The 18,953-nt window shown below is 55.5% G+C and carries 15 protein-coding genes; 4 read left to right on the top strand and 11 right to left on the bottom strand.

What is annotated here, in order from left to right:
• Positions 1–11 precede the first annotated feature (11 nt).
• From Pla52o_RS22390 to Pla52o_RS22365, 6 genes are all read right to left on the bottom strand, one after another.
• Positions 12–323, bottom strand: coding sequence for a EutN/CcmL family microcompartment protein (locus tag Pla52o_RS22390; protein ID WP_146596868.1), 312 nt, complete (start codon positions 321–323; stop codon positions 12–14).
• Positions 324–346: 23 nt separating this feature from the next.
• Positions 347–1,534: an acetate/propionate family kinase gene (locus Pla52o_RS22385; RefSeq protein WP_146596977.1), complete on the bottom strand. Its 1,188-nt coding sequence runs from the start codon at positions 1,532–1,534 to the stop codon at positions 347–349.
• A gap of 95 nt (positions 1,535–1,629) precedes the next feature.
• Complete coding sequence (locus Pla52o_RS22380) at positions 1,630–1,899, bottom strand: BMC domain-containing protein (RefSeq protein WP_146596867.1); 270 nt, start codon at positions 1,897–1,899, stop codon at positions 1,630–1,632.
• A gap of 77 nt (positions 1,900–1,976) precedes the next feature.
• A complete protein-coding gene (locus Pla52o_RS22375; RefSeq protein ID WP_146596866.1) occupies positions 1,977–2,273 on the bottom strand; it encodes a BMC domain-containing protein in 297 nt (98 codons plus the stop codon).
• A gap of 94 nt (positions 2,274–2,367) precedes the next feature.
• A complete protein-coding gene (gene pduL / locus Pla52o_RS22370; protein ID WP_146596865.1) occupies positions 2,368–3,159 on the bottom strand; it encodes a phosphate propanoyltransferase in 792 nt (263 codons plus the stop codon).
• A 76-nt stretch (positions 3,160–3,235) separates the two neighbouring features.
• Complete coding sequence (locus tag Pla52o_RS22365; protein WP_231612565.1) at positions 3,236–4,057, bottom strand: DeoR/GlpR family DNA-binding transcription regulator; 822 nt, start codon at positions 4,055–4,057, stop codon at positions 3,236–3,238.
• A gap of 379 nt (positions 4,058–4,436) precedes the next feature.
• Between Pla52o_RS22365 and Pla52o_RS22360 the strand changes: the two genes are divergently transcribed.
• Entirely contained in the window at positions 4,437–5,234 is a 798-nt protein-coding gene (locus Pla52o_RS22360; protein ID WP_146596864.1) for an SDR family NAD(P)-dependent oxidoreductase, read from the top strand.
• A 301-nt stretch (positions 5,235–5,535) separates the two neighbouring features.
• Here Pla52o_RS22360 and rimI read toward each other — a convergent pair whose 3' ends face one another.
• The 5 genes from rimI to Pla52o_RS22335 form a co-directional block, all read right to left on the bottom strand.
• A complete protein-coding gene (rimI, locus tag Pla52o_RS22355) occupies positions 5,536–6,012 on the bottom strand; it encodes a ribosomal protein S18-alanine N-acetyltransferase (protein WP_146596976.1) in 477 nt (158 codons plus the stop codon).
• 338 nt (positions 6,013–6,350) lie between these two features.
• Complete coding sequence (locus Pla52o_RS22350; protein ID WP_146596863.1) at positions 6,351–7,517, bottom strand: trans-sulfuration enzyme family protein; 1,167 nt, start codon at positions 7,515–7,517, stop codon at positions 6,351–6,353.
• 368 nt (positions 7,518–7,885) lie between these two features.
• Positions 7,886–9,229, bottom strand: coding sequence for a trans-sulfuration enzyme family protein (locus Pla52o_RS22345; RefSeq protein WP_231612563.1), 1,344 nt, complete (start codon positions 9,227–9,229; stop codon positions 7,886–7,888).
• Between the two features lie 572 nt (positions 9,230–9,801).
• Entirely contained in the window at positions 9,802–10,980 is a 1,179-nt protein-coding gene (locus Pla52o_RS22340) for a sialidase family protein (RefSeq protein ID WP_146596862.1), read from the bottom strand.
• Positions 10,981–11,658: 678 nt separating this feature from the next.
• On the bottom strand, positions 11,659–13,371 hold the full coding sequence (locus tag Pla52o_RS22335) for a hypothetical protein (protein ID WP_146596861.1): 1,713 nt from the start codon (positions 13,369–13,371) through the stop codon (positions 11,659–11,661).
• A 733-nt stretch (positions 13,372–14,104) separates the two neighbouring features.
• Here Pla52o_RS22335 and Pla52o_RS22330 point away from each other — a divergent pair.
• From Pla52o_RS22330 to Pla52o_RS22320, 3 genes are read left to right on the top strand one after another with little or no spacing between them, the layout of a single operon-like run.
• Positions 14,105–17,506, top strand: coding sequence for a WD40 repeat domain-containing serine/threonine protein kinase (locus Pla52o_RS22330; RefSeq protein ID WP_146596860.1), 3,402 nt, complete (start codon positions 14,105–14,107; stop codon positions 17,504–17,506).
• Positions 17,445–18,497 carry a DUF1559 domain-containing protein gene (locus tag Pla52o_RS22325; RefSeq protein WP_146596859.1) on the top strand — a complete coding sequence of 351 codons (1,053 nt, stop codon included), beginning with the start codon at positions 17,445–17,447 and terminating at the stop codon, positions 18,495–18,497. Before Pla52o_RS22330 ends, Pla52o_RS22325 begins: the two co-directional genes overlap by 62 nt.
• The gene (locus Pla52o_RS22320) at positions 18,481–18,924 is read left to right on the top strand and encodes a hypothetical protein (RefSeq protein ID WP_146596858.1); all 444 of its coding nucleotides are present in this window, start codon (positions 18,481–18,483) and stop codon (positions 18,922–18,924) included. The genes Pla52o_RS22325 and Pla52o_RS22320 overlap by 17 nt, the downstream gene beginning before the upstream one ends.
• The last annotated feature ends 29 nt before the right edge of the window (positions 18,925–18,953 follow it).

Genomic DNA, 18,953 nt, shown 5'->3' with positions numbered 1-18,953 from the left:
CGAACGCGTCGCTACTTGTCTCGGTCGTAAACGCTTTGTTTGTCAATGTGGACCGTGTCAACGATGCCAATGATGCAGGCGTCAATCGGAAGGGGGTTTGTCTCTGGCATCAATCGTGCGCTGCTGCCTTGCACGATCAAAACAAAGTCACCTTCGCCCGCTCCGATCGTATCGACGGAAATGAACGTTCGCCCGGTTGTCACCAGCGACTCACGCTTTTCGCCCTCGAGCCGGTAAGGCTCGACGACCAACAATTTATGGCCCGTCATCGTGCTCACCTTTTGGGTGCTGACGACCGATCCGATTACTTTCGCGATAAACATATTTGTGGGGAGTTCCTGTTTGCTTACGCGGGGTGCAATGCGGATACCGTTTGGCGAGCCACGATGATCTCTTCGTTAGTGGGAATCACCCACAGTGCGGTGCGACTTGAAGGGGCATGGAACGTCGTTTCGCCTTTGAGCGATTCGTTGGCGGCCGAGTCAGCGACGATGCCAAACTCTTCGAGTCCCGCACACACGCGGCCGCGAATCATCGCATCGTTCTCGCCAATGCCTCCGGCAAAAACGATCGCGTCGGCGCCACCGAGAGCCACCAACATGCCGCCGAGATGCCGACGAATCTCCTCGACAAAGACATCCAATGCCAATTGGGATCCGGCGTCTCCCTGCTCCGCGGCTTGTTCCACATCGCGGATGTCGCCACTGCGGCCGCTGAGCCCTAGCAGCCCACCTTCACTAGCTAAGCGAGTCAGCGTTTGTGCGAGCGTCAAGCCGGTTCGCTCGATGATCAAGGGCAACGCGAAGGGGTCAAAGTCACCCACTCGGTTGTTTTGCGGCAATCCCGTTTGAGGCGTCATGCCCATCGTCGTCATCACACTTTTTCCATGATGAATCGCCGTTAGCGAACTGCTGCCGCCCAAGTGACAGGAGATCACGCGAGCGTCGTCGCGACCGAGCAACTCGGCCGTTCGGGTGGCGATATAGCGATGACTGGCACCATGGAAACCCCATTTACGAATGTGAAATTCGTTGGCCCAATCGCGAGGAATGGCGTATTCCTTTCTGGCCGCCGGGATCGATTGATGAAAATCGGTCTCGAATGCCGCCACCAAGGGCAAATCGGCAAACCGCTGCTGCATCGCTTTCATCGCGGCGATGTAAGGCGGGTTGTGGGCGGGGGCGGCCGCGTTCATTTCCGCCATCGCTTCGAGTACCTCCGCGGTGACGCGGAAGACTCCCGATAAACGACCGCCATGAACGGCTTTAAAGCCAATCGCCGCTACCTCGGACGCATCCTTTAGGACACCGTGCTCGGGGTCCGTTAATTGGTCCAAGCAAGCTTCGACGGCGACACCGTGATCGGGCACCGACATGATTCGCTCGTCTGCCCAATCTCCGATCGAAACCATGCATCGGCTTTCCGCATCCCCAATGCGTTCCACCGCACCGCGCGCTAAACAACGCTCGTTACTCATATCGTATAAACGATACTTAAAGCTGGTCGAACCAAGGTTGGCTACGAGAACTAGCACGGCAGGCTCATCGTGGGTAGGAGGCACGGATTCCATTCGCTGCATCGATAGAACGTCCATCGATGCCGATTGTGTGTCTGAGGTTGGCTCAGACTCTAAGACAAAAAAGCCGACGCCAAGCCTTCGGCAGGACGAGGGATGATGTGGCTGCCGACCAATTCGCCGACCTGGGCGGCTGCGTTTGCACCCGCTTCGACCGCGGCACGGACGCTGCCTACGTCTCCGCTGACGACGGTTGTGACATAAGCACCGCCGATGTCAACGCGTTTTACGATTGCCACGTTTGCAGCCTTCGCCATTGCGTCGGTGGCTTCGATCAGTGCCAATAAACCTTTGGTTTCAATCAAACCGATTGCATCGTTCATGTTTCGTTTTCTTTATTTGGATGGGATTGGGGGGGAGGGGGCCGGAGAACCTGTGCCTGCGGCGGCTGAAGCGTTCACTACTTCTTAGCCGGACCGGAAACCTTCAGGATCTTGCCGAGGTCATCATGCGGACGCGGGATGACTTGAACGCTGACGACTTCGCCAATTCGGCCCGCAGCCGCTGCTCCGGCGTCGGTCGCCGCTTTCACAGCAGCAACATCACCGGTCACGAACGCGCTGACCAAACCGCTGCCGACTTTGTCCCAGCCGAGGAACTGAACGTTGGCGGCCTTCATCATTGCGTCGGATGCTTCGAGAAGAGCGATGAAGCCCTTCGTCTCGATCATGCCGAGCGCTTCGCTAACTTTTGCCATAGGAGTATTACCTTAGAAGGAGAGGAACTAACGGATGTTTTTGTAAGGATTCAATCGGTCGGGAGGTTGCGGGCCCTAGCGTTGCGGTGCGAGTCTAATGCGACTTGCACGCACAATCATCTTTGCGAAGCAACACTTCGCTTGCCGCTTCGAGATTGCACGCGTTGCCTTCGTCGGTGTCGATGTGAACTTCAAGCTTCGCAGCTTCATCGGCTCGCACCAAAACATCTTCAAACACAACACTGCAGCCATCGCTCTTGATTTTTAATTGCATGATGTCGCCGTTCTTCACACCGAAGTGCTCCGCGTCGGCAAAATTCATGTGGACGTGACGCGCCGCGCGGATCACTCCTTGGTCGAGTTGGACCGTTCCAGCCGGTCCGACCAGCACGCACCCCGGCGTGCCTTCGATCTGGCCACTGTGGCGAACCGGAGCGTTGATGCCCAACGAGATGGAGTCCGTCAGCGCCAATTCGACTTGGCTAAAGGGACGCGTTGGACCAAGCACACGCACGCTCGGAAGCATCCGCCGGCGAGGGCCCACGACCATCACCGTTTGCTTGGCCGCGTAGAAGCCGTCTTGATAGAGATCCTTGTCAGGCTCGAGGACGCTTCCCGCACCAAACAGAATCTCAACATGCTCGTCGGTCAAATGAACGTGCCGCGCCGAGATGCTGACTCGCAAATTCGGTTTGCCATTAACCCATCCTGGAGGATGCTTCGGCATCACGCCTGACGACGAACGCGACACGGGCTTCGCAGCCGAGTTGCCATTGACCGCGGCGGCATTGAGGGCGGCAAGGTCGAGAGAGCCATTGGCCGTCGAGGCCATCACGGCGCTGCGGACAAGTTGTTCGATACGGTTGCGATCGATGGTTTGCGTCATTGCTGTGTTTTGCTTTCTTGTCTTGTTGGCACAATGTCACCCCTGGCGGCGGCATCGGTTATCGCATCGCAAGGCATTAGTCCTCGCCCAGGGAGCCATCGCTGCCCAGGGAGCCATCGCTTCGCTGAATCCCACTCAATGGATCTGCCAAGATTAGTCCGACTCCGGCCGTTTCCAAGCGTTCTTTCCATTGCGAGTCAATTCCTGTGTCCGTGACCACCGCGTTTACCTCGTTTAAGCCGCATAATCGGCTCAGACTCACTTTTCCGAACTTGCTGCTGTCAGTCACGATAATGGTTTGGTCTGCGGCGGCAATCATCGCCTTTTCGCTTTCCACTAGCATCATGTCGCTATTGAAATATCCGCGTTCGTTAATGCCAGCGACCGACAAAAACGCCTTTCCCACGTTCAGCGTGTGCAGCATCGAGTCGGCCATCGGGCCAATCGCTACGGCCGTTCGCCCTCGAACGCAGCCCCCAATCATGATCAAATCAATCGACTCACTCGAGGAAAGCAAATGAGCCACCGGCAAACTATTTGTTACCACTTGGAGCGGTCGTTTCACTAAATGCCGCGCCAACTCGTAAGTCGTACTGCCTCCGTCAAGCAAAATCGTGTCGTGGTCGTCAATCAACTCGGCGGCCCTCAAGCCGATTGCGCTTTTGGCTGGCCACATCGTGTCCCGCCGGTTGCCAAACACTCGCATCGTCTCGGGTTTGCCCGTCCAAAACACACCTCCGTGCGTTCGCCGTGCATCGCCCGCCATTTCAAGCGCTTCCAAATCTCGCCGGATCGTCGATTCGCTCACCTCGAGCATTTCGGCGAGTTCACCCAGTGCCGCGAAGCCGCGGGTCTGAATCAACTCGCGGAGACGGCCTCGTCGCGATTTGGTGGTCACTTGGCGATCCTTACCACTGAGTCTTCCTAAGTTGCGTAACTTACGACACGTGATAGTTTTCTATCATGGTTGGCAGAAATCAATCACCTGGGAGACGTTCTGAAAGAAAATTTGCAAAGTAAATGCGTTGGATGCCGGTTTTGGGGCGAATGCATCGGCGTGGAAAAAGAGTCAAGTGGCGTGGGATGAGGGGGCCGGGTGAAGTGTTATGGGAGTCGATCTCGTTCTCGGGTCGGGGTAGGCTATGTGACGAAACCAAAGGAACCGATAGTGACGAATTCGGCGGGGCACGTGAACGCAATGGACCCCGATGAGAAACCCCGCCGCATTGGCGAGACGTGATTATCGAAACAAATCTGACCCACACAAACGAGCAAAGATGAGCACATTGAAGGGTAAGCGGGCCGTGGTAAGCGGCGCTTCACGAGGGATTGGGCGAGGGATTGCTCTGCAACTAGCCAAGGCCGGCGCCGATGTGGTGATTAATTACCGCAGCCATCCCGAGGAAGCTGACGAAGTCGTCTCGGAATGCCAATCGCTCGGTGTCCGCGCATTCAAGGTTGCCGCGGATTTAGCGTCCCAGCAAGAGACCGAAGCTTTGGTCGATCAAGCCAACGAGATGCTCGGCGGTTTGGATATCGTGGTCAGTAACGCAGCCTATAGCGATCGGCATACGATGTTGGCGTCCGACATGGACGAGTTTCGTAAAACGGTCGACATCAGCATGTGGGGGGCGTTTTATCTGATCCGCCGCGGGGCGCAGAAGTTGGTGGACGCAGGCAACGGGGGCAATTTAATCGTCATTAGCAGCCCGCACGCTCATTTGGCGATGCCCGGTGCGATGGCCTACAACATGTCCAAGGCGGCCAACGACCAAATGGCGCGAACGGCCGCTTGCGAATTGGCTCAGTACAACATTCGTTGCAATATTATTCATCCGGGCTGGACCAATACGCCGGGCGAACGCAAGTTCTTTAGCGAGGAAACTCTCGCAGAACAGGCTAGCAAGTTGCCCATGGGGCGGCTTGGCGAACCGGAGGAGATCGGGCGTGGCGTCGTCTTTTTATGTGATCCGGCGAGCCAGTACATTACCGGCAGTACGATCACGATTGACGGCGGTATTCAGTTGCCGTTCGGTGAAATGTACCGTGTCGATGAGGCCGCCAAAGCGGTTTAACCGGCATTTGACAAATGACGTGGAATTCAAGAGGTCGCTGCGTTCGCCAGAATCACGCTCCACCGTCTGGCGACGTAGCTGCATCAAGCGAATCACGCCCTTGCCCGTCGTCTTCGATCGTGGGGGGGGGGGGGGCTCGTTGGCGCTCATGATTCGTGACTGCCTGAAGTGGCGGTCCGAATGCGTAGGCTTCGGGGGGGGGGATGCCCTTGGAAAAAACGCACCTCCCAGAAGAGAGGTGCGTTTGGATTACCGTTTGTTCGATCCCAGCGTGATCCAGCGGTGCGCTGAAACGTGACGGTTAGCCAGCCATTCGCGAAATGCGGTTGTGTGGCTGAGAGAGTTCTTCGACGGAGGCTTGATAGCGAAACTGCATCAAGTAGGCGTCTTCGACGGTGTCTTCGTAGAAGTCGCGAAGTACCGAGATCGCTTTGAAGCCAACCGATTTGAAAAACAATTGTGCTTCGAGGTTGGTTTCACGCACTTCCAACATGATTCGGTTACGGCGTTCGTGCGAAAGTTTGCCGAGCAATTTGCCGAGCATGGCGTGTCCAACCCCTTTGCGACGACCCTCGGGATGAACGGCGAAGTTCAGAACGTGCAGTCGATTTTTATGGAGTTCGTAGATCATGAACCCCACGACTTGCTCGTCCAGTTCGGCGACCATGCCAATGCAATTGCGTTGGCGAAGGCAGCGGATGAAGTCGTCTTCGGTCCAGGCGAACTCAAAGCTTTTGTTTTCAATGCCGAGGACCGCCGGCATATCGCGACGAATCATCCAACGAATGTGAGTGTTTACAGCCTGCTTGGTATCCATGCTGGACTCCTTTCCACCTGAATGAAGCAAATTGCCTCGGGGTGGCTTGCCCTCATGGCATCCCCAAGGTGCGAATTAAGTGTCGTCACCAACGACAAGCGAAGATTAGCAGATGCGTTAAATCGCACCAATACAGAATGCGTAGTGGTGAACAATTTCTTGGAAAGGATTGGATCGAGTGCGAGATTTGCAGGGAAAACGGCATCCTCAAGCGGCGGATCCCCCCGCGCCAATGACCGGCGTGGCGTCGCGTTGTTCGCGTCGGAAATCACCCTGGGGGTGGTACTAGGAACGCGGCTTTAGCCTATCGCCTGCGACAAATCCTGCTTGAGATCGTCGAAGGATTCGAGTCCAACGGACAATCGAATCAACCCATCGGTGATGCCGAATTTCTCGCGATCCGCTGCGTCGTAGCTGGCGTGTGACATCGTGGCGGGTTGTTCGATCAACGATTCCACCGCTCCCAGACTGACGGCGAGGTGGAATAGCTGGGTCGCTTCGCAAACCTTGGCCGTTTGCTCTTTGTCTGCATCGAGTTCGAAGGTCACCATCGCGCCGAATCCGCCGCTGAGAATTTCTGCTGCCAACGCATGCTGCGGGTGGGATGCCAATCCAGGGTAGAGAACCGATTTGACGCGGGGATGCGTCTGCAACCACTGCGACAATCGCAATGCGGTCGCCGATTGTTCGCGGACGCGCAAATCGAGGGTCTTCAAGCCGCGTGAGATCAAAAAACAACTGAGCGGATCGAGCACGGCTCCGGTTGCGTTTTGGATGTAATACAGTTGGTCATAAAGCGCTTGGTCGCTTACCGCCAACGTGCCACCCAGGCAATCGCTGTGTCCACCGAGGTACTTGGTCGCCGAGTGCATGACGATATCGATACCACTTTCGAGTGGCCGAATCAGCGCGGGCGTTCCGAAGGTGTTGTCGACCCCAATCAAACAGTTGTTTGCCTTAGCGACCTCGGAAAGCTTGCCTAGATTTGGGATCGATAACCGTGGATTGCCAATCGTTTCGGCCCAGATAAGTCGTGTCTTGTCGGTGATGGCCGACTCGACCGCAGCCGGGTCGGTGATATCGACGAGGGTCACTTCAATCCCCGAGCGATCGCAGATTTTGTGCAACAAGCGGTACGCACCCCCGTACAAATCGCAACCCGCGACGACATGATCACCGCTGCGGAGCAGCATCGTGACACAGTGGATTGCCGCCATGCCGGAGGAGAACGCGAGTGCACCGCAACCACCTTCGAGTGACGCCACGGTGGTTTCTAAGTTGCGGCGGGTCGGGTTTCCGCTGCGGGAATAGTCAAATTCACCCCACTGGCCTGCGCCCGGTTGGCGAAACGTGCTGGCCAGATGAATCGGAGGAACGACGGCGCCGGTTGCAGGATCGATCTGGTTGCCGACATGGATCGCACGGGTGCGGAAATCGGCGTTCTTTAACTCGTCGGAGTGGTTCATGATGAAATCAATACTTGCGTGAATGACGCCAAGATTCTCGGCGAATGGAAGCTCGCCCATGGTGCACGTCGCGGACGATGCGTGGCAATCGGGCTGCGAAAGTGCGACCGGCGTTTCGCAACCTCGTTTACGAGACGACGAATAGGAAGCCGGACACGACGGGGGGGCGCTTGTGAGTTTTAAAGCGGGGTCATTTCATAACCTGACGTATCAGCGACGGACCAACACGCTTGATCCGGTCCCTCGCTGATGCTTCGGGTTATGATTCCCTAGACGAACGGCCAAAGTGGATCTCGTTAAAAATCTACTACCTGAAACCCAAGTTGCGGCAGCTCGGCTAGGCCAAGATGCGTGATGCATGAAGTCGATTAGGCTTGGAGCGCTTGCTTCAGGTCAGCGATCAAATCGTCGGTATCTTCAATGCCGCACGACATCCGGATCATGTTGTCGGCAATCCCAAAGCGAGCTCGATCTTCGGGCGTACAGTGATAGTAGCTCATCACCAAGGGTTGTTCGATCAACGACTCCACACCGCCCAAACTGGCGGCAATTCGTGGGATCTTCGCGGCGTCGACGATCCGTGACGTCGCTTTCCAATCCGCATCTTTGACCGAGAAGGTGATCAAGCCACCAAAGCCTCGCATTTGCGCTGCAGCGGTTTCGTACGACGGATGCGACTTTAGACCAGGGTAGTAAACCCGTTCCACTCGCGGATGCGATTCCAGGAACTGGGCGATCGCCAGGCCGTTTTCGTTGTGCCGCTGCATCCGCAGTGCAAACGTCTTCAACCCGCGTTCAAGCAGGTACAAGTTGTGAGGTGAGTTCACTCCACCGAGCACGCCACGCAGCGAACGCACCGATTCCAATTGCTCGTTTCGCCCGCAGATCACGCCAGCGAGCAAGTCGTTGTGACCGCCGAGGTATTTGGTCGCCGAGTGCAAGACATAATCGACGCCGTACGCGATGGGTTTGATGTTGAACGGGGTCGCCAACGTCGCGTCGATCAACGTCTCGACTTCGTTGGACTTTCCAACCGCTACAAACTTTTCCAAGTCAATCGTGGTCAAATGAGGATTGGTCGGCGATTCGCTGACCAACATCTTCGTGCGTGGGGTGATCGCAGCTTCGAGTGCCTCGAAATCGCCGGTCGGTACTTGGTGCGTGACCACGCCGAAACGCGACAGATGTTTTGCACAAAACTCGCGACTACGGTGGTAGCATTGGTCGAAGAAAACGATCTCGTCGCCGCTGCTAAGTTTCGCCATTAACAGGCCGACGATCGCGGACATGCCCGAGCTGTACAGGATCGCGGATTCGGCGCCCTCGAGCGCCGCCAGCTTGGCTTCCACGCTTTTCTCGTTCGGGTTGCCGTAGCGTCCGTATTCTTCGCGGTCGTCTTCGCCGTTGACGAAACGCAACAAGGCGTCGGTCGACTCGAAGGTAAAGGTCGACGCCGCGTAAATCGGAGCGGTGATCGAACCTTCGGCCTTTTGCCGCTGTTCGCCGCTGTGCACGCACTGAGTCGAGGCGCCCAGGGTTTGCTCGTTGACGAGTCCGCGAGGAGACGCCTTTTGAGTCGAACTCGGGGTTTGACCCGAACTTGGGGCTTTTGATGAGGTGTCTGCTGGCGAAGGGTCGCACTTAGCAGGCACGGAGTCACTTGGGCGACCGAGATCGGTCGCGCTAGAATCAATCGTCATATTCTTTGTCATGGCTCTTTAGCAGGTCAGGCTGCAAGCGGCCGCAAATCCCAATGTGACGAGCCTCCGCCGAGGGTCGCCCATTCACGTTAGGTCTAGGCTATCCGCCTAGGGGCAACTCGACAAGGCTTTTCCCGAAATTCCATCGAAGCTGGCCGTGTGGCGGATTGTTCGACTGACAGAACCGCCAAGGTTTCACATTTATCCCCTGTTACGCCGACCCCCCTGTTGCGCCGGACGATCTCTGGTTCCCCCCCGGTCGTGCTTGATGGGCGTCCACTTCACACGGTAATGGCCCAACGAGCTCTTGCCGAGCATCATTCCGCCTCTCAAGCTTCGATCCCATGACTGCTTTTGCCAATGCCGAATGGATTGCTGCTACGCATGCAAAGGAACCCTGGTAAGGTTGCCTAGATCTTCGCGGGGCTCATTTTGACAGACGATCATTTTGACGGACGCTGTGTTTGACGGATACTGTGTGTGACGGACGCTGTGTGTGACGGACGCTGCGTTGCAATGGGATTATCAGCCCCGTATCCAAACGAGAGGCCGCTGGTGCGTTGGACAGAACAACTCGGCCAAGGCTATTTCATCGGTTCTTTCTGGTCGATCTCATCGAGCTTGAATCGGGTCGTCACGACCGAATGCTTTTCGGGGCCAGGACGATATTTGATGTAAGTGGTGGCGACAAATGTCCCATCCGGAAGCAACTCGAAGCCGGAATAGCCACAATCTCTACCCGCGTTGCTATGCAACAGTTTGATCCGATACTGTCCCTGGCGGTTCGAGATGACATCCTCATATTTCCCGACCCAGGCAATAAAGTGTCCGTGGGTCTTTGAGGTCGTTGTTGTGTCACGCATCACGATCACGAGGCGTCCATCCGGAGCGTAAAGCATCTTTGGACGATGACCGGTCAATGCTGCGGGAAGCGGTCGAACCTCGCTCCAACTCTTCCCGTTGTCATTGCTGACTGAAAAAAGCGAGTGGAAATCCTCGTTGCGAAGCACCATCAAGAGTTGCTTTGCATCGGGCGATCTTATCACCGCTGGCTGGCCCCAACGCGACTGAGTACGGACCACCGGACGTTCGGGTGACCAAGTAAGGCCACCATCACGCGACTCGGCTTCCCAGATGTAAGGTTCAGCATCGGGGCGATTGAGGGCAAAAGGGCCTCGGCGATCGCACCACATCACCAAACGCTTGCCGTTGTCAAACGACATGATCGTCTTCGGCGCACACTCAGCCGTTAAGCCGGTGTCCTTCATCGCTGTCCACGTTACCCCGCCATCTTCCGAGTACGCCTGACGAAGTCGTCCAGGAAAGTCGAGGCCACCGAAAACAAAGATGCGTCCCTTGCCATCGGGATCGACCAAATAGTGGATCGTTGGCGTTGTCTGGGTAACTTGCCGCCAATTATCAGGCACATCAAGTAAGCCGCCCCACGTTTTGCCGCCATCATCGCTACGGGCAAGTGGGCCGAGGTGACCGGCGTGATTAATCGACCACGCGCAGAACATCGTCTTGCCGTCGGGAAGCAAGACCGTGCAGGGGTGCCCTTGATAAATCTCAGAGGTGCCTTGGGCTACGAACGAGTGACGCTCTGTCTCGCCTGAGATGTCGATTGTCGGAATCGAAACGGTTTCTGCTACCTCGTGACTCGGTCCTGCTTCGCTGCCGCAAACCGACGTTAAGGTGAACCCGAAAAGCAGGATCGCAACGGAGGTCGTGCGAAGGGGGGCACGCATCGTGATGAGGAGCATTTGATTCCTGTTGGTTGCAAAAGGTGCTGTTGAAAAAGCAGGCTTGCCACTGCCACGCTCAATCACGTGACGGGGCGCTTCGTTGTTGGTCAAACGAGATACCAACTTTAAACCAAAGGTCAAGTTGCTGCGTTGGGACGCATCTTTACTGCAGGATATTCGTGATTCAGCGAGGCCTCAAGGTGAACTTGATCGAGTTTGGGAGCACGCTGTGCTTGTTGACGACCTGGAGAAGTGCTTGTTGACGAACTGGAGTGGCACGACAACGACGACTTGTCCTCGCTTCCCCTTAGCTCGTCCGTTTGCGGCAGCGGAGGTTGGATTGACGCAGAATCACACGTCGAAAAGGCCACTGACAATTTGGCCGCTAAAGAGTGAGCCCAGCAGAGTGAGGCCAGCAGAGTGGGGCCAGCAGAGATGGGCGAGGTGGAACCTGCAGCCTGAAACGCTGGGCTCCAGCGGCGATGCGGATGCGGCAGGGGGAGATTGAAAAAGGGTAAATCGGTTTGGGACGTGGGATGGTGCGTTTGGTGAAACGCTTGGTAGCCGATTCCAGGGGGGAAAACGAAAAAAGCGGAGCGAGTCTCTTTTTAGAGTCTCACCCCGCTCATTCGGAACACTAACGTCCTACGGTATTGTCTAGGCTTCCCTTGCGTCGGGCCTATTCAAACCGTGTTTCTAGCAACCGCAAGCTGGAGTTGCATCGCAACCGCAATCTGAAACGCAACCACAGTTGTGGCCGTTGAACAGACGGTTGAGCAAGCCACGAACGGGGCCTTGAGTCGCTGGGCAGCAAACTGGAGCCGCGTCGCAGCAAGATGCTGGAGCACAAACTTGAACAGGAACTTGCTTGCAGACAACTCGAGCAACACAACGAGTTACGGTGTAAGGCTCGCAAACTTTACGGCACTTAGCAACCTTGATCGTTTTGGTGAAGCACTCTTTCTTGTAAGTCGTGCAGCAAACGGTCTTGGTGCGAACTTCAGGAACCATGGTGCAGACCTTGTAGCAAACTTCCTTAGTGCGGCACTCAGGTACCATTTTGCACACGGTGTAGTTCACGGTCTTTTGACGGTTTTCGCAAACCATCGTGCAAGTCGTGTAGTTGACTTCCTTGGTGCGGCATTCAGGAACCATTTTGCACACGGTGTAGTTCACGGTCTTCTGACGAGGCTCGCAAACGATCTTGCAAACCTTGTAGCAAACTTCCTTGGTGCGGCATTCTGGAACCATCTTGCAAGTTGTCCAGTTGACAACCTTGCTGCGGCACTCAGGAACCAATTTGCAAACGGTGTAGTTTACAACTTTGGTACGGCACTCAGGAACTCGCTTGCAAACGGTGTACGGGATTTCACGAGTGCGGCACTCACGAACGTACTTGGTGCAAGTGATTTCTTTGGTTTCGCAAGTAGGAACCCAAACTCGCTTGGTGCAAGTCGTTGGGCAACCTTGAACACATTCAACGCGGCAGCTGCCTGGGCAGTAAACGCGACGGCATGTCGAAGGGTCGTAAGTCCAGGTGCCTGGCTCACGAACGGTGCGACGCATCATTTTGCCAGGGATCGTTTCGGTAACGGTGTCCCAGTGGCCACCCTTGACCGTAACGGTCTTGGTGTACTGCTGAGGAACGACAACGCTGTAGTTCTCAGTGCGAACTTTTTGTTCTTGCACGGTGTTGTAAACCGTGTAGTTGATCGTACGCGATTTTTGCTCACGAACAGGAACCATCACGGTGTAGTTGACGGTTTTGCTGTGATTTTCACGAACGGGGTTCATGACCGTGTAGTTGATCGTCTTTGTACGAGTTTCCCACACTGGCTTGCGAACGGTGTAGTTGATCACCTTTTGGTGAGTCTCGTGCACCGGCTTCATGACCGTGTAGTTGATCGTCTTCGTGTGCTGCTGATAAACAGGCTTACGCACGGTGTAGTTGATCACTCGCGAGCGAGTTTCGTGAACGGGCTTCATCACGGTGTAGTTAATCGTTTTGGTACGATTTTCTACGTGAGGAACGTTCACGGTGTACTTAACTTCACGGCTGGTTGTCACAGGAACCATGCGGCTGCTGGTGACTTCTTGATCTTCGTAATACACTTCGTTGCGTGTGCGGTAACGAGTTTCTTCAACTTGCTCGTAAACCGTCTCGCTGACGTTTCGCATCACGGTGTAGGAACCACCAGCGACAGCGCCGCCAGCAGCACCAGCAGCACCGTCGACGATTGCTCCGTCGTCAGCGACTGCACCTTCAGCAACCACACCACCTTCAACAACTGTATTTCCACATCCGCTACAGCCTTCATAGCTGACGGCGCCACAGTAAGCAGCGCTGGCGGAGTTAACCCCGAAAACGATCGATAGGATCGTCAACGTAGGCAACAATAACCTTTTCATCTTCAAGTCTCCACGGTAACAATACGGGTTTTTGGACGTAGCTTTCCGGGGCCAGAGCACTAGCAGCTGACCCGGCATCAAAATTCGTGGGGTTCGTCACAACCGTCTTCCCATGACCGATTTGCTTCGGTTCCACCGCGTAACGCACTACGCAGAATGGAGTTTGTTTCGATTGAGCAGACTTAATGCACAAGCGAGACGAATCCTGATGCACAAACTTCATCGACTACGGGTGAACAGTTACCTACGTAAAGATGGTGGGCAAGGCAAAAGATTCCGTTTGAGCTGACCTGTTGGATCGAACGTGCTTTCCGTATCGAATTTGACGGTTGTAACGGCATCGCATCCCCGTATCGACTTCTCTTCGCTGGCCAAATTCAGGCGACAAGCGTGAGAATCGTTACCACCGCTACAACCATCACGGGGTTGCCCGTTTCGACACTCGCGTTCCCTCGACGCACCGTTGTGACGGAGCAGAAGGTCGGATCCCTGCCTTTAAGAGACACTGTGGATCTAGCTCTTTTGGGGAGGGCTTGAGTCAGAGTCTTGGCAAAAGCAAAAAAAGGCGAAGGATGGGGGCTGGTGGTACCCCGCACGGGCGCAGGGCAGTTATAATCGCTACAAAGGTCGTGTCGGACATCGCTTTTGATTACGCGAACGACTCGCTTTCTCTTCTTGTCAGCAGTCTATTTGAGCGAAGGTTGTATTTCCTTCGGGTAGGAACGGAGTTTTGATGCTCAACCAACGCAACCTGCGTTCCCCTGCATTTCCTTCGGCGCGTCCCGCCGCGGAGGGTTCTCCGTCTCCCGACAATCGGTCTGGAACGAGTGCTGGTGAATCTGACCGGTCGCAGGGTTCGGATGTACTTGGCCTAGAGCAAGAACCCTCCGTTTCAAAATCGCCGATCTTCGAGCCCAGGGAACAAACGCAGGTCGATCATTTTGTGTTGACCAAGGAACTCGGTGGGGGGGCGTACGGACGTGTTTGGTTGGCCCGTGACTTGCAACTGCAGCGGAATGTCGCGATCAAGTTTCCACGCTTCGACTTAACGACGAACCAGAGTAGCGCAAGGCGATTTCAGCGTGAAGCAGAGATTGCGGCCGGCTTGAGTCACCCGAATTTGATTCCGATTCTTGAAGCGGTGTTAACGCCCGAGAAAGCCTACATCGTCTCGGAGTATTGTCCGGGGCCCACGCTGACGCAGTGGATGAACGAGCAGGACCGCCTGCTTCGCGTCGACACCGCCGTTTCCATCGTCGCTCAGATTGCCAATGGCTTACGTGCGGCTCATGAACGCAATTTGATGCATCGTGATATCAAGCCATCCAATGTGATCATTAGTGATGACGCAATGGGGCGACCGTTCGCCAATCTAACGGACTTTGGCATGGCGCGTTCAATGAACGATGAACGCGATGTAAACGAAACGTTGATGGGGACCCTGATTGGTAGCGCACCGTACATGTCGCCCGAGCAGGCGTGTGGTCGTGTTGAAATGCACGGCTTTCATTCGGACGTCTTTTCATTGGGCGTGGTGCTGTACGAATTGTTAACGGGAGTTTCACCGTTTACCGCAGCGACTCAAATGCAGGTGATCCAACGTGTGATGGATTACGATCCGCCGCCGATTCGCAAGATCCGTCCCACGGTTTCGCGTGACTTGAGTGCCGTGGTCCAGCGATGTTTGGAAAAGTCGCCTGCGCGCCGTTATCAAGATGCTGGCAAGTTATATGAAGATTTGATCTGTGTCGCTCAGCGGCGGCCCACGTCGGCTCGCCCCATCGGAGTGATCGGTCGGGCAACGCGATGGGCTGCGCGAAACCCGTTGGTCGCGATGTTTGCCTGGATCGCTGTATTTGGAGTTTTGTTCGGCATCGCAAGTCTATCAATGTTTGCCTTGAAACAGCGTCAGCACGCCGCCAAAAGTCTGGCTCATGCGAACGAGTTGCGATTGGCGCTCGATCACGCTGAAGACTCGCGCGAACGTTTGTATGCCAGCCGATATGACAGCGATTTGACGATGGCGTACCTGATGTTCAATCGCGGTCAATATGGGGAGGCACGTCGCTTACTTAACCGACAACTGCCGAGCGAAGGCGAACGTGATTTGCGAAGCATTGAGTGGGATCTGCTCGATAGCGAAGTCTCGGCAAAGTATGCGCTGTGGGGAAAGCATCAAAAGCGGGCTGGCAGGTTGGTGGGGTTGCCCGACCAGCAGACAGTGGTTTCCTCCGGAGACGACGGGAAGCTCATTTTCTGGGATATCGAGACGGGAACCGAACGTCATCGCTTGGATGGGTTTCAGGGTCAATCCACCGCCATCGCAGCCTTGCCGAACGGCAAACTTGCAATACCGGGCCCCGAATGGCCGCTTGGTTTTCGCGGCGTCATCGTGATCGATCCCGCGACCGGCCAGACGGAGCAGGCGTTACAGGTTCACCCCACCACAATCAGCTCGATTCGAGTGGCTGGCGATAAATTGGCTTCGGGATGTCGCTACCATGGCATCAAGGTATGGTCGTTTTCGAAACAGAAAGCGATCGCGATTCCGGGGCGTCTGAGAAACTCGAGCATTGGTCTGAGTTCGGACGGAAGCACACTGGTGAGCGGCGAAAAAGAAGTCAACTCGCTAAGATTTTTCGATACGGAAACCGGCATTTTAAACCATGAATTTGTGTTGCCGGCCCCGGCGGTTTTGGTTCAGTGCGGACAACAACACGATTGGGCAGCCTACACGGTCCAAGGAAAGCAGGGCTTCGGTATCACGCCGATGCAAAAGTCGGAGTCCAACGGGGAGAGTTGTTGGGTTTCGGCAAATTCAATTCCGTTGGCGCTGGCGTTTTCGCAACACGATACTGCGATCGCGATTGCCGACTCCCATTCGGGAATCCAGTGGTTTAATCGCCACAGCGCGGACGGGGATGGGGATTCGATCGGGGTATGGGAATCCACGGCATACGTTTCGGGGGCGGGGGGGCGTGTCACCGACGTAGAGTTTCTCTCAGCGGATGACGTGTTGACGACGGCATTGGACGGTGCCGTCGAAAGGTTCTCGCCAAATCGCGTCGGCCATGAACGCTTCGTTCGTCCCGCCACGCGGAGCGAGTGCGTCGGTTCCGCAATCACGTCAGACTTTCGTTCGATCTTAGTGGTGACGGACGACAACGTTGTTCAAGTTGGCGATTTGCCCGATCAAGCCGAAGCGGGGGATCCCCTTGATTCCCAAGGGAACATCGCGGTGGCCTATCGAGATGTTTGGAAAGCGAAGACTCCGATTCGTGCGATTGCCCTTTCGCCAGACGACAAGACCATCGTTTTGTCTGATAGTTTCGGACGATTGATATGGCTTCGCGATTGGCGTTCGGGTGAGCCCACGGTGCATGTCACGCCGCTTCCCAAACGAGGGAGGAGGGATTTTTTTGCCCAACTGCGTTTTTCACCTTCGGGACGCTATCTGGCCGTGGGCGGGGACTCGGATGTCATGTTGGTGTTTGATACTTCCAACTCGCTCGATCAACCCGCGTTCCTTCGCGATCACGATAAAGAGACACATTGCTTTGCCTTTTCATCGAGCGAGCGAGAACTGGTGTATTGCGGGGATGGTGAATTGGAACTGCTTGATCTCGAAAGCGGGCGATCACGGATCTGGCAAACCACTTCGGAGCAAGCCAGTTGTGTTGAGTTTGCACCGGATGCAAAACGAATCGTGGTGGGTTGGCAAGACGGATCCTTGTCGGTCTTTGACCTCGAAACGACGCAACTCGAATCAGTGATGCAAGGGGGTGCGAGTACAGGAGATTACGCAATGCGTCCATCGGCGATTCGGTTTCTTTCAAACGATCGACTCTTAATGATGACGCACGGAGGTACACTCCTCTTTTGTGATTTAGACAAACGCCTGCAATTAGGAACATTTACAGTTTGGAAGAGTGTAAATTATCAGAGTCATTGTGATGCCATTCGGCTCAGCGATGACGCGACGCAATTGATTGTTTCTTGTAACGCCTCCGGCGATTCGCGAGTCTGTCGTTGGCAAATTTCTAATCATCGCCATCATAAGGAAAGCGGAAACTATGCAAAGCATAAAACGTCATCTGTCGCTCCACCAACGCAGTGGTCAATGGAAGCGAGGTAGGTCCAAGCTTGATTCTTCTGGGTTCACGTTGGTTGAGTTGTTGGTCGTAATCGCAATCATCGGTGTGTTGGTGGGTTTGTTGCTGCCCGCCGTGCAATCCGCTCGCGAAGCGGCTCGAAGAATGTCTTGTAGCAACAATATGAAACAATTTGGGCTCGCGTTTGCGAACTATCACTCGGCCTTTAAAAAGTTGCCGCTCGCATGGTGGATCGAAACGCCACCGGCTGCATTCAATGGCCAACCTTGGGGCGTTTCCTTGTTGCCCTTCATGGAACAACAGGCGCTGTATGACGCCTATGATCACAATGTCTTAGGAGCGGATCAGCTTAGTCCTGCGAATGTTGCGGTACTGCAAACGCCCATCGCCGGCTTTATTTGTCCGTCCTCTCCAGGAGATGCCCAAAGTCGAAGGTATACCCTCGACGGAACCGGCGAAGGGTTGCCGTTTACCGCGACCAACCTTGCGCCGTCGGACTATTGTCCGGCCACGGGCGTGCTGGGCACTTATCGGCAGCACGCCTATCCCGGTGGGGCGCCCTCGAGTACCAGTGGAGCGTTGGAGACGTGGGCGGGGACTGGGGGCAGAGGCCCGGAAAGCAACTTCGCAAAGTTGACCGATGGGCTCTCCAATACCATCTTGCTCGGTGAACGTACCGGCGGTCCGGTGGTCTACAGCGGAAGACGCCAAGATCCGGTGGCGACGACCAATTTAATGGGTACCGAAGGTGGCGGTTGGGGAGATATCCTCAATGGTGAACATTGGTTGCAAGGCTCGCTGCAAGGAGGACTGTCATGGCCGCCTCAAGGAGGTCCGTGTGCAATCAATTGTACCAATGCGCGAGGCTATGGATACTATAGCTTTCACCCCGGTGGTTGCCACTTCGTGTTGGCGGACGGTTCGGTGCGGTTCTTTACCGATACCGTTGCACCTAAGATCTTGGCGGCATACATCACGCGACAAGGGGGAGAAGTCATTGAATCAAACCAGTAGTTTTAATGCCCTTCGTTTTGATGCCCGATTGGTTGCCTTGGGGTTCCTGGTCTTTGCTTGTCTCGGCTGCTCGGAGTCGACTCAGCGTGAGGGGATGGTGAAGATCAAGGGGCTCGTGCAGGTCGATGGAGCTCCCGCCGAAGGCGTCTTGATGACGCTGCATCCCCAAACCGGAGATGCTTCGATCTCGACGGGTACCACGGGCGAAGATGGCTCGTTACAAATCTCGACGTACACCCTCGGGGATGGCGCCCCGGCGGGCGATTACATCGTCACCTTTACCTGGGGCAAGTATGATCGTGTAAAACGAGCGTATTTAGGGGACGAATTGGGCGGCCGCTATGCGTCGCCCAAGAAGTCCGAGGTCGTGTGGAAGGTATCCGCGGGAGAGGAGTTCGACGCGGGGACCATCGACTTGAAACGCTAGTCCGATCGCTAACCGGATTCGTAAACGAC

Origin of the sequence: Novipirellula galeiformis (assembly GCF_007860095.1) — a bacterium.
GTDB classification, from domain to species: Bacteria; Planctomycetota; Planctomycetia; order Pirellulales; family Pirellulaceae; genus Novipirellula; species Novipirellula galeiformis.
Note: the sequence above shows the minus strand (reverse complement) of the source record. Positions and strands in the feature narration are given on the sequence as shown.

Bases quoted from the DNA above. Each gene is read 5' to 3' on its own strand.
- Pla52o_RS22345 (WP_231612563.1), bottom strand. From the start codon at position 9,229: ATGACAAAGAATATGACGATTGATTCTAGCGCGACCGATCTCGGTCGC.
- pduL (WP_146596865.1), bottom strand. From the start codon at position 3,159: ATGACGCAAACCATCGATCGCAACCGTATCGAACAACTTGTCCGCAGC.
- Pla52o_RS22325 (WP_146596859.1), top strand. From the start codon at position 17,445: ATGCAAAGCATAAAACGTCATCTGTCGCTCCACCAACGCAGTGGTCAA.
- Pla52o_RS22360 (WP_146596864.1), top strand. From the start codon at position 4,437: ATGAGCACATTGAAGGGTAAGCGGGCCGTGGTAAGCGGCGCTTCACGA.
- Pla52o_RS22375 (WP_146596866.1), bottom strand. From the start codon at position 2,273: ATGGCAAAAGTTAGCGAAGCGCTCGGCATGATCGAGACGAAGGGCTTC.
- Pla52o_RS22350 (WP_146596863.1), bottom strand. From the start codon at position 7,517: ATGAACCACTCCGACGAGTTAAAGAACGCCGATTTCCGCACCCGTGCG.
- Pla52o_RS22340 (WP_146596862.1), bottom strand. From the start codon at position 10,980: ATGCTCCTCATCACGATGCGTGCCCCCCTTCGCACGACCTCCGTTGCG.
- Pla52o_RS22330 (WP_146596860.1), top strand. From the start codon at position 14,105: ATGCTCAACCAACGCAACCTGCGTTCCCCTGCATTTCCTTCGGCGCGT.
- Pla52o_RS22380 (WP_146596867.1), bottom strand. From the start codon at position 1,899: ATGAACGATGCAATCGGTTTGATTGAAACCAAAGGTTTATTGGCACTG.
- rimI (WP_146596976.1), bottom strand. From the start codon at position 6,012: ATGATTCGTCGCGATATGCCGGCGGTCCTCGGCATTGAAAACAAAAGC.
- Pla52o_RS22390 (WP_146596868.1), bottom strand. From the start codon at position 323: ATGTTTATCGCGAAAGTAATCGGATCGGTCGTCAGCACCCAAAAGGTG.
- Pla52o_RS22335 (WP_146596861.1), bottom strand. From the start codon at position 13,371: ATGAAAAGGTTATTGTTGCCTACGTTGACGATCCTATCGATCGTTTTC.